11 protein-coding genes are annotated in these 16,636 nt (G+C 61.1%); 9 read left to right on the forward strand and 2 right to left on the reverse strand.

Features of this window, described 5'->3' with window-relative positions; genetic code table 11:
- Window positions 1-27 precede the first annotated feature (27 nt).
- Both PPTH39_RS17750 and PPTH39_RS17755 read right to left on the reverse strand, forming a co-directional pair.
- Window positions 28-3,792 (reverse strand): dermonecrotic toxin domain-containing protein, encoded by a 3,765-nt coding sequence (locus tag PPTH39_RS17750; protein ID WP_130872266.1) that lies wholly within the window; start codon window positions 3,790-3,792, stop codon window positions 28-30.
- Between the two features lie 96 nt (window positions 3,793-3,888).
- Window positions 3,889-9,108: a dermonecrotic toxin domain-containing protein gene (locus PPTH39_RS17755; RefSeq protein WP_130872267.1), complete on the reverse strand. Its 5,220-nt coding sequence runs from the start codon at window positions 9,106-9,108 to the stop codon at window positions 3,889-3,891.
- A gap of 188 nt (window positions 9,109-9,296) precedes the next feature.
- On the opposite strand from PPTH39_RS17755, the gene cbiE reads away from it, so the two are divergent.
- From cbiE to PPTH39_RS17800, 9 genes are all read left to right on the forward strand, one after another.
- The gene (gene cbiE, locus PPTH39_RS17760) at window positions 9,297-10,508 is read left to right on the forward strand and encodes a precorrin-6y C5,15-methyltransferase (decarboxylating) subunit CbiE (RefSeq protein WP_130872268.1); all 1,212 of its coding nucleotides are present in this window, start codon (window positions 9,297-9,299) and stop codon (window positions 10,506-10,508) included.
- Window positions 10,501-11,598, forward strand: a complete 1,098-nt coding sequence (locus PPTH39_RS17765; protein WP_095025273.1) for a cobalt-precorrin-5B (C(1))-methyltransferase — start codon at window positions 10,501-10,503, stop codon at window positions 11,596-11,598. The genes cbiE and PPTH39_RS17765 overlap by 8 nt, the downstream gene beginning before the upstream one ends.
- Window positions 11,595-12,323 (forward strand): cobalt-precorrin-6A reductase, encoded by a 729-nt coding sequence (locus PPTH39_RS17770; RefSeq protein ID WP_095024323.1) that lies wholly within the window; start codon window positions 11,595-11,597, stop codon window positions 12,321-12,323. The genes PPTH39_RS17765 and PPTH39_RS17770 overlap by 4 nt, the downstream gene beginning before the upstream one ends.
- Window positions 12,324-12,372: 49 nt before the next feature.
- A complete protein-coding gene (locus tag PPTH39_RS17775; RefSeq protein ID WP_095020804.1) occupies window positions 12,373-12,675 on the forward strand; it encodes a type II toxin-antitoxin system RelE/ParE family toxin in 303 nt (100 codons plus the stop codon).
- Between the two features lie 3 nt (window positions 12,676-12,678).
- On the forward strand, window positions 12,679-12,969 hold the full coding sequence (locus tag PPTH39_RS17780; protein WP_095024324.1) for an addiction module antidote protein: 291 nt from the start codon (window positions 12,679-12,681) through the stop codon (window positions 12,967-12,969).
- A gap of 109 nt (window positions 12,970-13,078) precedes the next feature.
- The gene (locus tag PPTH39_RS17785; RefSeq protein ID WP_095001016.1) at window positions 13,079-13,477 is read left to right on the forward strand and encodes a DUF2946 domain-containing protein; all 399 of its coding nucleotides are present in this window, start codon (window positions 13,079-13,081) and stop codon (window positions 13,475-13,477) included.
- A gap of 48 nt (window positions 13,478-13,525) precedes the next feature.
- On the forward strand, window positions 13,526-14,020 hold the full coding sequence (locus tag PPTH39_RS17790) for a copper chaperone PCu(A)C (RefSeq protein ID WP_130872269.1): 495 nt from the start codon (window positions 13,526-13,528) through the stop codon (window positions 14,018-14,020).
- Between the two features lie 48 nt (window positions 14,021-14,068).
- The gene (locus PPTH39_RS17795) at window positions 14,069-14,434 is read left to right on the forward strand and encodes a DUF2946 domain-containing protein (RefSeq protein ID WP_095020802.1); all 366 of its coding nucleotides are present in this window, start codon (window positions 14,069-14,071) and stop codon (window positions 14,432-14,434) included.
- Between the two features lie 101 nt (window positions 14,435-14,535).
- Window positions 14,536-16,593 carry a TonB-dependent copper receptor gene (locus PPTH39_RS17800; protein WP_095017655.1) on the forward strand — a complete coding sequence of 686 codons (2,058 nt, stop codon included), beginning with the start codon at window positions 14,536-14,538 and terminating at the stop codon, window positions 16,591-16,593.
- Window positions 16,594-16,636 lie beyond the last annotated feature (43 nt).

Below are 16,636 nucleotides of genomic sequence, written 5' to 3' on the forward strand. Positions count from 1 at the left end.
GCATGAAAAGCCTGCCGGACGGAATGACTACTCCCGTGTATTAACCTCGGGCAGTTGTGGATGATCCCGGCCCAGACGGGTGATCAACAACACCACGGAATCGGCATTGGCCAGCATGAGGTCAATGCGTTTACGAGCATCGTGTTTAAAGATCGGCCGCGCTTGCTCAAGGGTCCTGACACCGCTAAGCGCTTTAATTTTGGCCTTGCCCGGGTTAGCGGGTATATCCGCCCAGGTGCGCTCTTCAGGATCAAATTGCTGAAACAGGTGCTCGGTCGAGATATAGGGTGAATGGCAACTCTGGACGATCTGGTTAAACGACTTGATCTGGCTGCCCAGGGGGGTTGATTCATCCAGCAGGTCCTCGTAAGGAAAGCCGGGATTCAGATAGTTGATGTCCTCGGTATCAAGCGCCTGATGGCTGATCTCATGCAGCATAAAGGCCGCCCGATAATGCACGTTGGTCCTGAAAGGTGGCTGGGTGGCTTTCACAAATGCCTGGCTCAAGGCGTTGGGTGTTTCAAATAGAGTGCTGAAAAAATGCTCACTCAAGTACAGGCGCTTGTGCAAATCCCAGCGGTGAATCCAGGCGACGGCCTTGTCGTTGAACCGGGAGCGGCAGACCACGTATTTACTGGAAGTCAGCGGCGACAGATCGGGATGCAAAAACCTCGCAAGCAGGGGCCCGATCGTTTCATTGAGTCGGTCAAGCAACGGCTGATCAACGTGCTCCACATCAAAGAACGTCTGTATCAACGCCCGGTTCCGGGCATTCTGCGTCCCCGGTTCGAGCAAGGTGTGCAGGGCGCTTTGACTGCGCTGCAGGTAGGTGACGGCCTGGGCATGGGCCTCGCGAATGGCCTGTGCCTTGTCAGGAAAGCGCCGCTCAATGCTGGCCATGCCGATGGCCTGCATCTCATGGGTCAGGCGGTCGGATATCGAAGCCGTGGTCGACAGTACAGGGCCGCCCCCCAGTAACGGTTCCTTGAGATCAAGCTCCCAATGCTCACGCTCGTTGATTTTCACCAGCGGCCCTTCGCGGCCTTCTCCGATAAAAATGCGCCAGCGCTCGCGCCAGGCCTGCACCTGAAAAACATGCCCGCCCAGCAGCACATAGTGAAGACCTGTGCCCGGGTGACGGTACAACCGGGTCAGGCTGTCCTGCTTGAGCTCCAGCAAGGCCACATCATTGGCCTGAAAGGGCTGCAGGCCGATCTCCTGCTCAGGCGTGAGGTGCACCGCCGCTTCGGACTGCGGCTGACGCAAGACTGTCGGAGTCACTGTTTTCAGTTGGCGCAGTGTCAGATAACCACTGCCTATCTGTGCCAGCGACGAGGCAAAATCAGCCACGGCTTCGCCCCACTCGCCTTTTTGCGCGGCCTCGAAACCCTGCTGCACAAAACCCGCCGTTTGCCAGACCACCATGGGAATACTCAGCCTGGCAGGCAAAAACATCAACGCAGTCGATGCAATCAACGAAAACAGGTACTTGAATGACTCCCAGTCGGCTTCGGCGGAGGTCTTCGACTGGGCGGCGGCCATGTCCAACAACAGGTGGTAGTTGTCGACATACAACTGTTCAAACAGATTGCCCGCGATGGGCCTTGGCGCCAGGGTCGGGGGGGCCGGCCTGAGCATGAAACTGCCGAGGGACGCGTCCACATACTGCGGGATATGGGGCTCCACAAAACCGCCATAGTTGTAGGTTTTACGGGCCTCGGGCTCAAGACGCTGGAGCACCAGCGCTTGCAGGTCCGTGTTGATACGCAGGTCGTCGAGCAAGGCGGCTTCGTTGTTGTACGCTTTGAATGTAAAGCGCTCGCTGTAGTTGACCCACAGGATCTGCGGCCCGGCGCCTGACTCCACAGGCCCAATGATGTAGAGCCCCCTGGCCCGATCAGGATCGGCTTCGGGCTCGGCTACCAGCTCAAATGGCCGGACGATGATCGGCATTCTGTCCAACGTCAGGCGGGCCGCTCCATCTGGCATGTTGATGACCTGCTGTATGTACCGATACGCCATCTCCTGGCCAGGGTCGATCAGTTTTTCCCGCAGGGCCTGTTCCATCACCTGCAGCGAGATCTGCTCGGAGAATTGTTGTTGGCGCAAGGTCACCCCCGGTTTTCCGGGCGCCAGCTTGTCTTGCAACAAAGCACGGTAATGCGCGCCGATTTCCAGTTGTCGGGTCAGTCGTTTTACATACGTCGCATTCAAGGCCGTCGGCAACGCACTGCCATTAGGGGCTCGCAAGGAAATCGCGCCTGCATTGAGCCGGTAAAAACCGTTAAGCGAAAATTGCGTGAGGGTCTGAACAGTGCGCGTCGTCGCCGCTGGCATAAAAGAGGGCGTGCTACCAACCGGTACCGGGGAAGGCACATAGGTGTCGATCACCACCTCGATCGCATCCGGGTCTGGCGCCTGCCCCGCGAAGTCGAGCTCCAGACGCAGTTTCAGTAACGCGCGGGCGTACTCGGCAAGCGGCGGGATATCATGCAGGTAGTTTTGCTGTTCCTGCCCTGCCCCTGGATAGCGCTGCAACAACCCGGCATAAGCCAACTTGTCTGCCTTCGAGGCGTTTTTCAACCACTGCGGTATTGCCGCCTCAAACGCTTGCAGGCGCGCCATTTCAACCACAGGTTCCAACACCAGCCCTGCCCGACCTTGTACCAGTTCACTGTGGATAAGATTTTCAAAGGCTTGCGCCGACAAGGGGATGGCTTGAGCCGTACGGCAGGCAAAGCCGGCGTCCGCCAGCACCTTGGCAATAGCCCGTAGCTGGGTCTCTCGGACAAAGTCGTGTTCAACACGTTCGAATTGAAGCCCGCCAATTTTCCCGTTAGCGGTGCTGTCCAGCCAGGCCGTAACCTGCGGCTGCGTGCCCGTGCTGACATGGCTCAGCAGTTCCCAGCGCCGTGCCTTGTCCGCCAGGCGGGCTTGCAGTTGGGTGGTGCACTCGCCCACCGACGCAAAGCCTTCGAACCCCGAACCCGCGCTCCAGAATATGGCCCGGCCGGCAGTTGCAGGCTGCTGACCACCGCGCTCGGTGAACAACAGACAGTTGACGATATCCAGCCCGGCCTGTGCGCCATTGATTGATAGTGCAATGGCAAACACATCGGGAACAAACCCTGCCAATGCTCGACGCCGGGCGCTCACCGGCTGGCTCAGCACCGCGCCCAGCACCGCCAGGTCCGCCGCTGAAAGCCGGTTGCCCGATTGCATCAGCTGCAATTCGGCCCGTAGCATCGCCAACCTCAGGGTACACAGCCTGTCGATCAACGTATCGGCCCTCGGCGGTGGGGCCGGGGTATAGAAAAACGCACGGAGCTGATTGACATACCCCTGGAAAAACCCCGCTGCGGCCTGATCCATGACGTTGATTAGTTCACTGCCTGAAAGTGGCTTGGGTGGATTGAGATCCGGGGTATCCAGCAAGTGCAGGCCCGCCTCTATTCTTTCGGGATCACGCGGCAGCGGCTGTAGTCCGGTGACCTGTTGCAACAATGCTTCCATCAGCGACACCGGCTCACGCAAGCCAGCGACCCGTAACCGCATACGGTCGAGCTCCAGCACGTCATGCCCCGCGCGGGCCAGCGCTTTCACCAGCCTTGAATACGCATACGAAAACGGTGCAGGCCATGGCCGCAACAATTCATCAACCTGGGAAGCGATGTTCATTAACTGCATCACCAGCCCCTCGGCCTGCCCGCCGTTGCCAGCAGCCATCGGGCGGACATTGAAGGTTTCGTTCGATGCAGAGCCGGAATTAAATGTGGAAGTGATTGCCTTCATGGGTGATCTCTCTTCGCTTGCGGACAATGCACAACACGCTATCGCGCCCCCGGACGACAACGGCACTACATAGATACCCGGGCACTTTCCGGGGGATCAAACGACAGCGACAGTTGCCGGTTTGAAGTACCCGAGCCAGGTAATCAACAACGTCTGAGAGTCGGCATTCATCAGGATCACCCTCTCGCGAAACACCGGGTCACTGAAAAACCGGTCACGCACCTCTTCGATGTTTTTGCTGCGAGTCTTGTGGATCAAGCTGTGTGCCAGCTTGAAAGGGAGGGGCAGGTAACTGCGCCGGTTGCTGTACTTCTCCTTGAAAAGATCTGCCTTGCGAATTTCGGTGGTCAGTTGACGATAACGGTGATCCTGCATCTGCCTTTTAAGCGTACGTATCTGACCATCCCAGTCACGCTCGGGAACCAGCAACTCTTCGAAGGGATGGCTTACACCCAGATAATTGATATCAATGGTGCCCATGACCAGGTGGCTGAATTCATGGAGCAGAATGGTGGCCGTCGAATGCTTGACCCGGTCGAACTCGCGGCCGTCCACCCCCATCACTGACAGGCTGAAAATCTCGTCGGCCGAGGCGAAGTAACCCTGAGAAAAAAGCACGGTCTTGCGTTTGATCACGCTGCCCAGCGAAGAAACTCGCGCCACTTCTCGCGGGTTGGGCGGTGAGTACAAGCCGTAGCGGCTGGAGTGCTGTGGTGAAAACTCGGTGGATTGCAGGGCCGTCAGCAGTTTGTCGACGATGCGTTTGAGCTTGTCGAGCAAGGGGTCGTCGACTTGGCTCACACTGAACACCCTGGCAAGAAAGCGCCGGGTCTGGGCATTCAGCTGGCTGGCGGAGCCGACTGATTGCAGATGCTCCCTGCAATCAGTCAGATAGCGAATAGCCTGTTCGTGCGCCTCCCGAATCACCTGGGCCTTGCGTGGCTGCAGACGTTCGATGGCAGGCATGCCCAGGACCGTAACTGTGTGCTCCCGGCCAAACGAAACGCTCCCCGATGTACCCGACCGCGTGCCCAGTGCCTGACCACCGCCTGGCAACGGCTCCTTGAGATCGAGTACCCAGCGCTGATGGGGGCTGCGTTTGACCAGAGGGCCATCGCGGTCTTCACCAATATGAATACGCCATCGATCCTGCCAGGCTGCGACTTGAAACACCTGCCCGTCCAGAACGATAAAGCGGTGGCCTGACTCGGGGTCAGTAAACAACCCGGAGCCAGTGTCTTCATGCAGACTATCCAACGACACATGATTAGCCGCATAGGGCCGCAAGCTGGCCTGCTGCTCACGGGTCATGGTCTCCAGAGGGGCCTCGAAGGCAGCAACGACGTGAGGTTCCCCGGTTGTGCGCCTCAGTGCGCCATGGCTACCCGCGATCATCAACAACGCCGTGGCAAAATCAAACACAGCCTGCCCCCAGCGATCATCTGCCACGGCCTGAACAGCTGACTGTGCACTGGTCTGGGCCTGCCAGATCATCAAGGGCACACTCAGCTTGCCCGGCAGAATCAGCAAAGCAGTGTCCGCCAGCAGCGACAGCAGATACACAAGGGAAGCCCAGTCCGCCTGCGCTGCGCTGCGGGCCTGGGTACGAGCCAGGGCCAGCCGCACATTGAGGGTATCGACGTACAACCTGTTCAGGCAGTTACCGGTCAACTGACCGGGATCGAGGCTGGCGGGAGGATTGGCCACCTGCGGCGAGCTCAAGGTCGGATCGACATAGCCGATATGCGGCTCGCGAAATCCCCCATATTCATAAATTTTACGAACCCGGGGTTCCAGCCGCTCCAGCACCTCGTCCTGCAAGGCTCCAGAACCGTGCAACCGATGCAGAAAATCGGACTGGCTGCTGTACTCTCGAAGCGCAGGCCCCTTGCCGTAGAGCACATACAACACCTGCGGCCCGCTATCCAGAGCAGCCGGACCAATCAGGTACATGCCCTGCGCCCGGTCGGGATGACGACCGGTTACGGCGCAAAAAGCCAGTGGCCGCACAACCAGCTCGATGCCCTTGAAGCGTTCGCGGGCTTTGGCGTCCGGGCTGTTCAGTACATGCTCAACGAAATCATGGGCCGTCTGGCTCAATGCGCCCTTGATTCGGGCTTGCAGCGCGTATTCGAGCACCTGCGCAGGCAGCTGCTGACAGAACAAGCCCTGACGCCGTGCAGCCCCCTCATGGCCCGGGGTGAGCTTTTCGACCAGCAGGGCCTGATAGCTTTCGCCAAGATCCAGCGAACGCACCAGCTCACTCACATAGTGGTCATCCAGCCCCGCAGGCAAAGGTTCTTCGCCCAGTGAGCGATAGCTGCGCACGCCAGAGTGCACATTGAAAAAATGACTCAGGGCAAAATACGTCAGCGATCGCCTCAGCCTGGAGACTGCCGCGCCTCCGGCGATCTCTCCGCCAGCCGGTCCGCTGTATTGCACCACGCTGATTTCGACCTTGTCCGGGTCAATTGCCACGCCCGGAAAGTCAGCCTTCAAGCGTGCCAACAACCGCTCGCGGGCATAGTCGAGCAGCTCGGGCACGTCTTGCGAATACCCCTCGCTCCCGGCCTGTTGAATTCGCAGCAGGATCCGACCGTAGGCTTGCTGGTCACTGGTCGCCGCGTGCTTGAGCCAGTCAGGCAAACCCTCACGGAACTGCCATTGGCGGGCGGCGGCGAGCGTTGCGTCAACATTGAACTGCGCCTGCTCCGACCAGTAGCAATCCACCTGGTTGACCAGTTCCGGTGCCGACACCTGCTGCACCACACCTCGCTCCAGCAGGAAGCCGATATCACTGAGGTGTTTTTCTGTCTCCCGGCGCTGGCAGGCTTCAAGCCAGTCGGTGTCGATCACGCTGGCAGTCCATTTCACATCAACGGCGGCCTGCACCCTTTCGCGCTCACGCAAGCTGATACAGCGCAACAGATGCCATTGTTCAACACGATCCCGCAAGCGGGCCTGCAAGGTCTCAAGGCATGATGCCAGTGAATCGAAACATTCCAGGCTCCAGGCTGCCGTCCACAAGACGGCTTGCCCGGAGTTGACGCTGTCAGTGCCACCGCGCCCGGTCATCACAAGGCAGTTGCGCAGCGTGATGCTTGGGCGTCTGCCGGGCAGGGTTAACGCCAGCTCGCAGACATCGGGGATAAACCCGTTGAGCGCCCGTCGTGCAAGGTAAGTCGAATGCTCCAGCACAGCCCTGACAATGGCACTCCCGTTACTGTCCAGGCGTCCGTCCATCTGCCTGACGAATGCCTCGTAACGCAGCGCCGAGCCCCGGAACCGGGCCAGTCGGCTAATCACGGTCGAACCCGCCAATGCGGCCATCCCCATATAGTAAAACCCGTGCAGTTGCTGCATGAATTGCGCAACGAGGCCCACAGAAGCGCGGTCGAGCAAGGCCAGGACGGCTGCGCCATCGGGGTAATGGATCGGCTTGATGTCCGGGCTGTTTTTTTGCACGCCAAGACGTATTCGCGCGCCATCGACCGGGAGCGGACTCCAGCCTGTGACCCGATCCAGCAACGCATCGACCAGCGGGACAACCCGCAACGGCTCCAACTGCTTGCGCAAAGCCGCGGTGCCATAAATACGCAGCACCAGATCCCCGGGGATCAAATGGCTCAAACCAGGCGACGCCAGATGCTGCTTGAGCCGTCGGTGGGCAAAGCCCCTGAGCTCGGGCCGGCCCAGCAGCATCAGGGCTACCTGCCCGTTGAGCACCTGCAGTTTGCTTTGGATCAAAGGTAACGTAGCGCTGTCACCTGCCGTAGCCGCAGCTGTCGCCGGGCCATCAAGCGCCAGCCGGGTACTCCAGCGCCCTTGCTGGTTGGGCTCCGTCAAGCGTGGATCGAGCAGCGCACGCACATCCAGCCCGTGATCCACCACGGCATTCACATTACAGTCCTTGCCACGTATGGCACCGAGCAGAAAGGTAAAATCCCGCGCCTGCTTGTCGATGATGGAGCGCACACGGTTTTCGAACAGATCACCCTCGATGGTCTCGACACTCAGGACCGGGTCAAGCATAAGGCGCAATACCGGCCGCTGATCGCGTGACACATGACCGAGCAGGTTGTCTCTGTCGCGGGGCTCCTTGAGCCGTGCGAGCACCTGGCCCTTGAGCGTCTCATCATTGTCAAAGCGCTCAAGTGCAGCCTGTTCGCTGAACAAAAACAGCTCGGGAGTGGAGACCGGTACAGACACACTGAACAGCCCGGCCAGTTCTACCCTGGCGCCCCCCTGCCCCAGCAATGACAGCCGGGCGGGCCGCCATTGCCCATGGGCATATCGATCATCATTCAGGCGCGAGCGCCCCACAGCCAGCAGTGCATCGAACTGCACGGGATCAATCCGCCCCTCGTGACGAGCCTGTAACAACTCATTGAAAAACCGGTCGCCCATAAACTGAACAGCCAGCACCCTCAGGCTCAACCCTTTTATGTCCAGATACCACCAGGCTTCGAGTTGCTGCTGCATCACGGCCTGAATGCCCCCGACAATTTCCCTGACCAACTGGTACATGCGCACATCCAGCGAGGGTGATCGTGCTTGAGCTGCATCGAAGGCTACGGTCGGGCTCAGATACTCGCGGATGTGATTACCCGGCCACTCGCCTTTGCCCAGGTACGCCAGTGCCAGATCCAGAAGGCTCATGCTCGACAACGGTGGCTGGCTGCCAGCCGTCGCCATCGCATAGCTGTTGACCTGCAGCGTCTGAGCAGACAGGCCCAACCCCTGGAACTCGTGCTCCAGGGCCAGCGTGAGCTGTGCATTGAGCACCCCGCGCAGGGACGGAAGATCGAGCAGGCGCGCCCTCAACAACTCAAGGTTGTGCAAACGCAGATCCTGCAACGAGCGTGTGCGATGCTCAAATACCCGACCTTCAATCAAGCACCGCCTGATCCTCAGGGAGCGCAGTTTTTTCAGGTCTTCACGCACCTCGATCGGCATAAAGCGCAACAAGGTGTCACGTACCAGCGGGTCGGCCAGACGCCGCTTGAGGGTTATGCGCAGCGCGGTTGAATTGGCGATGCGTTCCAATCCACCGAGAGGGGAATACAGGAATGCGCCCGGCGGGTTGCTGTCTGCCCGGGTTACGATGAAATGGCCGGCAAGATCGGCGGCCGGGGCGTTGTCCGCGCCAAGCTCAAGGGCATAGACATGCTGCGGTTGCACCGCAATGACCTGCTGCAGACAGATAAACTCTTGCGCCGTGAGTTGCCCCGCGGCATCGAGCCGCGCCAGGTTGTCCAGATACCCTGTTTGCATGGCGGCGAGCCAGTCATCCGGCTCAAGCTGATCATCTGTCACTGGCGACTGCCTCAGAACCCACGGAAGGCAAATCTTGGCCCGAATCTCCGGTACAACGGCATTAACCGGCTACCACCTGTAAAGATGAACTCTGGTGCAGGGCAAGGCGCGTTATCATGCGCACCTGTATCCGCAGGGCCTTCGCCCGGTAGCGGAGGAACAACCCGGCGTTTATCAAGAGGATCGGCATGTCGCCCTGGCTAACAGTTGTGGGAATCGGTGAGGACGGTTTTGCCGGGCTGGGCAAAAATGCGCGCCGCGCCTTGTTGGGCGCGACCCGCGTAATCGGCAGCCAGCGCCAGCTCGACCTGCTGCCCACCTGCATTCGCGCCGAGCGCCAGACCTGGCCGAGCCCGTTTTCACTGGCCCCAGTGCTGGCCCTGCGCAACACGCCGACCTGCGTACTGGCCAGCGGCGACCCCATGCTGTTTGGTGTCGGCGCCAGCCTGGCGCGACGGGTAGCGCGGGATGAAATGCAGGTGCTGCCAGCGCCATCGTCCTTTTCCCTGGCCGCAGCACGCATGGGCTGGGCCCTGCAGGACGTAGTCACGCTGTCGGTAGTGGCACGCCCCGTCGTCGCCCTCAATGCCCACCTGCACAGCGGTGTACGTCTGCTGGTACTGAGCAACGATGGCAGCAGCCCGTCCATCATCGCCCGTCTGCTGAGCGCGCAGGGATTTGGTCCCAGCCGCATGACGGTGCTGGAACACCTGGGCGGCCAGGCTGAACGCAGGATCGACACCCGCGCCTGCGACTGGAGTGACCCGCCCGTCGCGGCGCTTAACCTGGTCGCCATCGATTGCCTGGCCGACGCCAGCGCCCGGCCGCTGTCACGTATCGGTGGGCTGCCCGACAGCGCGTTCGAGCATGATGGCCAGTTGACCAAGCGCGATGTGCGCGCCGTAACCCTCGCCCGCCTCGCGCCACTGCCAGGCCAATTGCTGTGGGACGTAGGCGCGGGCAGCGGTTCGATCGGCATCGAGTGGATGCGTACCTGGCCGAGTTGCCGCACCTTGGCGATTGAAGCCGACGAAGGCCGCCAGCAACTGATCGAACGTAACCGCGATACCCTTGGTGTGCCCGGCCTGCAACTGATTCGCGGCAAGGCACCCCAGGCTCTTGACGGTCTGGAGCCCCCGGACGCGATTTTTATCGGTGGCGGCGTAACCCGCGAAGGCGTGCTCGACACCTGCTGGCAGCGACTCAAGCCCGGCGGGCGGCTGGTGGCCAATGCCGTCACCCTGCAAAGCGAAATGCTGCTGATGAGCTGGCGCGAGCGCCACGGCGGCGAACTGACCCGCATCCATATTGCCCAGGCCCAGCCCCTGGGTGAATTCGACACCTGGCGTCAGGCGTTGCCGATTACCCTTCTGGACATGACCAAGCCTCTCGATGCGTGACGAAACTGCCGAACAACCCGCCCCCCTGCGCAGCGGCCTGACCACCGGCAGCTGCGCCACCGCCACCAGCCTGGCCGCTGCCCGCCTGCTGCTGGGCGGCGTGTGTAACGACGCCGTGCAAATCACTTTGCCCAAGGGTAAACAGGTGCAAATGCGCCTGGAGTTCTGCCGTCTGTGGCAAGACGGCGCCGAAGCGGGCACCATCAAGGACGCCGGCGACGATCCCGACGTGACCCACGGCGCACTGCTCTATTCACGGGTGCGCTTGCGACCGGAACCGGGCATTGGCTTTGTTGCCGGGCAAGGTGTCGGCACCGTAACCCGCCCGGGTCTGGTATTGAACGTGGGCGAGCCGGCGATCAACCCTGTGCCACGCAAAATGATCACCGAGCACCTGCAGCAACTGGCAACCGAACTGGGTTACGGCGGTGGCTTTGAAGTGACTGTCAACGTACAGGACGGCGAAGCCCTGGCCCTGAAAACCATGAACCCGCGCCTGGGGATTCTCGGCGGGCTGTCGATCCTGGGCACCAGCGGCATCGTGCGGCCGTTTTCCTGCGCGGCTTATATCGCCTCTATCCACCAGGGCATAGACGTCGCCAAGACTAACGGTTACCTGCACATTGCCGCCTGCACCGGCAATGCCAGCGAAGACACCATGCGCCGGGTCTACAACTTGCCGGAAATCGCCCTGATCGAAATGGGCGACTTTGTCGGCGCAGTGCTCAAGCATCTGCGCAAAGTGCCTGTGGATAAACTGAGCATTTGCGGCGGTTTCGGCAAGATCAGCAAACTGGCCGCCGGGCATATGGACTTGCACAGTCGCCACTCCAGCATCGACCTGCCGCAACTGGCCCAATGGGCAGCGGATATCGGGGCCGACCATCCACTCCAGGAGGCCATCCGCCAGGCCAACACCAGCCAGCAAGCCCTGGCGATGGCCAGTGCGGCCGGTATCGCGTTGGGCGATGCGGTGTGCCAGCACGCTCTGGACTTTGCCCGCAGCGTGGTGCCGGCCCAGGTACAGGTCGAAGTGTTTGCCATCGACCGCCAGGGCGGGATTGTCGGTCACGCCGGAGCCTTTGCATGAAACGTATTTTGTTATTGGGCGGCGTCACCGAGGCGCTGGCCATTGCCCGTACCCTGGGCCCGCAGCATGTCTACAGCCTGGCCGGGGTTGGCCGGGTACCGACGGACCTGACCTGCGAGGTACGGGTGGGCGGATATGGCGGCGCTGAAGGTTTGGCGCAGTACATCCGCGAACAGCGCATCGACATCCTGCTGGACGCCACCCACCCTTACGCAGCGAAAATCAGCCATAACGCGGCCCTCGCTGCTGCTGCCAGTGGCATCCCGTGCTGGGCGCTGCGCCGCCAGGCCTGGGTGGCGCAGACGGGCGATGACTGGCGTGAAGTGGCAGATTGGAGCGAATTGATCGAAGCGCTCGCCACCTTCCAGCGCCCCTTGTTCACCTTGGGCCGTGAGCCGCTGGAGCACCTGCACGAAATTCCGCCAGAGCAGTTCTGGACCCTGCGCGCCCTCGACGCTTACCCCGGCACTGCACGCTGCGACGTGATCGGCGCACGCGGGCCGTTCCTCATCGATGACGAACGCCTGTTGTTTGCACAACGGCGCATCGACGTATTGATCAGCAAAAACAGCGGCAGCAGCGCCACTGAACCCAAGCTGCAAGTTGCCCGCGAGCGCGCAGTGCCGGTGTTGATCCTCAAGCGGCCGACGCTGGCGCAGGTGGATCGGGAGTTCCGGACGGTCGAGGAGCTGATGGAAGGGTTGGCGCAGGGGAATTATTTGTGAATGTGTAAAAGCTGGCGATGGTGTATCCTTCAGAATACGATCATGCCCCATGATCACTTTCGAACAAACACGCGAATTCGCCAAATGGTTGGGCGCACTTAAAGACAAAACCGGGCAAGCCCGCATTCTTGCTCGCCTGAAAGCAGCCGGTTTGGGTCACTTCGCCGACTGCGAGTGCGTCGGTGGCGGTGTTTACGAAATGCGGATTCACTGCGGGCCCGGTTATCGAGTCTATTACACCCGCAAAGGCGAAGTGTTCTACCTGCTGCTTGTTGGCGGCGATAAAACCACCCAGACACGAGATATAAAACGCGCAAAACAAATGGCACACACACTGGGTAATGAGGACTGACGCATGACCGAGCAACTTACCCGTTTCGATACCGTTGACTACCTGAAGTCCCCGGAGGATATGGCGGCTTACCTGGACGCCTGTTTCGAAGAGGACCCCGGCGACGGCAGTCTGATCCGAGCGGCGCTCAACGATATCGCCCGCGCCCAAGGCATGACTCAAATCGCCCGCGAAGCCGGGCTGGGCCGTGAAAGCCTGTACAAGGCCCTGGGCAGCAAGGGCAACCCCGAGTTCGCGACTATCATCAAAGTGATGAAGGCGCTGGGGCTCAAGCTGCATGCCACAGCAGCCTGAAATTTGCGCGTACTGGCCGATCGCGACACTTCGCCACACCCGCACTTTTTACTTACGCCGAGCATTCAGGCTAAATAGCCCCTTGATCGCTCCACTCACGGAATTCGTCATGTCCCGACAACGGTTTGCATTTGCCTGGATCGCCTGCTTTGCAGTGCTGTTCAACATGCTCGCCATGTCGATGGCCGGGGCGACCCAATCCGTTGAGCGAGGGCCCACCGAGCAGTTCATGTGGAGCAGCTTCTGCTCCTCCACCGGCACCAAGATGGTCGCCGTATCGCTGGGCACTTTCGAGCCCGCCGACAACCAGCATGACGATCATTCCACCATGCAGCATTGCTGGTGCTGCTCGGGCGCCGCGCCGGTGGTGGCGCTGCCCGCGCATATTCCCAAGCTCTACTTTGCCGCCATCGAGCGGGGCCACAGCCTGGTCCCGGATCACCTCAAGCGCCCCACCCCGCGCCAGCAATGGCCGAGCCTCAACCCCCGCGCATCGCCCCTGGTCTGATTCTTCCTCGCAACCCCTTTGCGTTTTGAATCGTTCCGGAGAATTGCCATGTTGAACCTTACCCTGTTCAAGCACGTCGTGATTGCGGCGGCTGTGTTGCTGCCTGCCTGTTTTGCCAGCGCCCACGAATACAAAAGCGGCGACCTCGAAATCGCCCACCCGTGGTCCCAGGAGCTGCCGCCCAATGCGCCCACCGTGGCCGCGTATTTCATCATTCACAACACCGGCAGCACGGCCGATCGGCTGGTCAGTGTCGACACGCCGATTGCCGATAAGGCCGAACTGCACCAGCACATCATGGAAGGCGACTTGATGAAGATGCTGCCCGTGGCCAGCGTTGAAGTGCCGCCCGGCGGCACCGTCACCTTTGCACCCATGGCGTACCACGTGATGATGTTCGGTCTCAAGGACCGCAGCCTGCTGCAGGACGGCAAGCACTTCCCGCTGACCCTGCATTTTGAAAAAGCCGGCGCCGTGCCGGTTGAGGTCAATGTGCAGAAGCAGGCACCTGAAGACAGCATGGAACACATGCACGCCCACTAACGGCCAAGGTTGCTGATCCCCGTGCGCGAACCTCGCGCCAGGCACTCCATGTCGCATATTCGCGGCAGTTGGCTGAGCCTGTTTGCCATGTTGATGATTTTTATCGGCCCGCTGATTTCCCAGGCGATGCCGATGGATCATCACGCCTCCATGCCCATGTCGATGGATATGAGCATGGACATGTCTGCGCACGCCGAACATGAACAGCCTTCAGCCGACCACCATGCCATCTGGGAAAAGTGCGGCTACTGCACCCTGCTGTTCAGTTGCCCGGCCTTGCCCGGCACCCCGGGCCTGACCCTCTATAACTCACCAGAACCCCGTAGTTACCTGGCCGCCAATCCCCGCCTGGGCCATGCCCGGCAACCGGTCTTCCCCGGCTCCCGATCCCGCGCGCCTCCCGTATTCCTTTAGCTACCGACACCACAACACATCATCTGGCCGACCTGCATGCACTGTTTCAGACAGTCGCAGGTGCGTGGCCGAGTTGTATTCGTCTGACTATTGGAATGTCTATGTCCCGCTTTACTGCTGCCTCCCGTTTGCCCTTTACCCTCAGCACCCTTTGCTGTGCGATTCTGGCAACCACCGCTGTGGCCGACGAACATGCCGGGCACAGCAATGAGCTGAGCCCGCTGGTGATCACCGCCATCGCCCCCAGCTCACCGCTGACCATCGTCACCAACCCCAAGGACCCGCGCCAGCCCGTGCCTGCCAGTGACGGCGGCGACTACCTCAAGACCATCCCCGGCTTCGCCCTGATCCGCAACGGCGGCACCAATGGCGACCCGGTGCTGCGCGGCATGTTCGGCTCGCGCCTGAATATCCTTACCAACGGCGGCATGATGCTCGGCGCCTGTCCCGGGCGCATGGACGCACCCACCTCCTACATCTCGCCGGAAACCTACGACCAGCTCACGGTGATCAAAGGCCCGCAAACCGTGCTCTGGGGCCCGGGCGCCTCGGCGGGCACCATCCTCTTCGAACGCGAGCCCGAGCACTTCGGCGAACTGGGCACACGGGTCAATGCCAGCCTGCTGGCGGGTTCCAACGGCCGTTTCGACAAAACCATCGACGCCGCCGCCGGTGGCCCGCTGGGCTATGTGCGGGTCATCGGCAACACCGCCCATGCCGATGACTACAAGGACGGCAACGGCGACACCGTGCCGTCGCGTTACGACAAATGGAACGGCGACATTGCCCTGGGCTGGACCCCGGACGCCGACACCCTGCTGGAACTCACCGCCGGCAAGGGCGACGGTGAAGCGCGCTCGGCCGGACGCGGCATGGACGGCAGCCAGTACAAGCGCGAAAGCCTGGGACTGCGCTTTGAAAAGTCCAATATCGGCGACGTTCTCGACAAGATCGAAGCCCAGGTCTACTACAACTACGCCGACCATGTGATGGACAACTACACACTGCGTACCCCGTCGGGCACCGGCATGATGGCAGGGCCGATGGCGTCCAACGTCGACCGCCGCACCCTCGGTGCGCGGATCAAGGCCACCTGGCGTTGGGCCGATTACCAGCTAATCAGCGGCATCGATGCGCAGACCAACGAACACCGCAAACGCATGGGCATGGGCATCGATACCTACAAGGACCAGAACTGGAGCAAGGACGCCGATTTCCACAACTACGGCGCCTTTGGCGAGTTGACCTGGTACGCCGCCGAGCGTGACCGGCTGATTACCGGTGCTCGTCTTGACCGCGCATCCGCCAAGGATTACCGCGCCCGACTCGGCTCGGGGATGATGAGCAAGCCCAACCCGACCCTGGACAAGACCCGCGCTGACACCCTGCCCAGCGGTTTTGTGCGTTACGAGCATGACCTGAGCGACAGCCCGACCACCCTGTACGCCGGGCTGGGCCACACTCAGCGCTTCCCCGATTACTGGGAGCTGTTTTCGCCGAGCTCCGGCCCGACCGGTTCGGTGAATGCATTCGACGCCATCAAGCCCGAGAAAACCACGCAGCTCGATGCGGGCCTGCAATACAAGACCGACACCCTGGAGGCCTGGGCCTCGGTGTACGCCGGCGAGATTCGCGACTACATCCTGTTCGACTACGCCAAGGGCTCATCCCAAGCGCAAAACATCAACGCCCGGGTCATGGGCGGCGAGCTGGGCGCGGCGTATCAGTTGACGTCAAACTGGAAAGCCGACGCCACCCTGGCCTACGCCTGGGGCAAGAACACCAGCGATGGCAAGGCTCTGCCGCAAATGCCGCCGCTGGACACCCGCCTGGGCCTGACCTACAGCGAGGACGACTGGAGTGCCGGCGCCCTGTGGCGCGTCGTGGCGCGCCAGGACCGCATAGACCGCAACGCGGGCAATGTGGTCGGCAAGGATTTTGGCAAAAGTGCCGGCTTTGGCGTGTTCTCGTTGAACGGTGCATACCGCATCAACAAAAACCTCAAGGTCAGCGCCGGGGTCGACAACCTGCTGGACAAAAACTACAGCGAGCACCTGAACATGGCGGGCAACGCCGGTTACGGCTACCCGGCCAATGACCCGCGCGCCATCAATGAACCGGGCCGCACGCTGTGGACCAAGGTGGATGTGAGTTTCTGACAAACCGCCAGCCCTCACCCCAACCCTCTCCCGGAGGGAGAGG

The sequence above is a fragment of the Pseudomonas bubulae genome (genome assembly GCF_900618535.1).
Classification (GTDB): Bacteria; Pseudomonadota; Gammaproteobacteria; order Pseudomonadales; family Pseudomonadaceae; genus Aquipseudomonas; species Aquipseudomonas bubulae.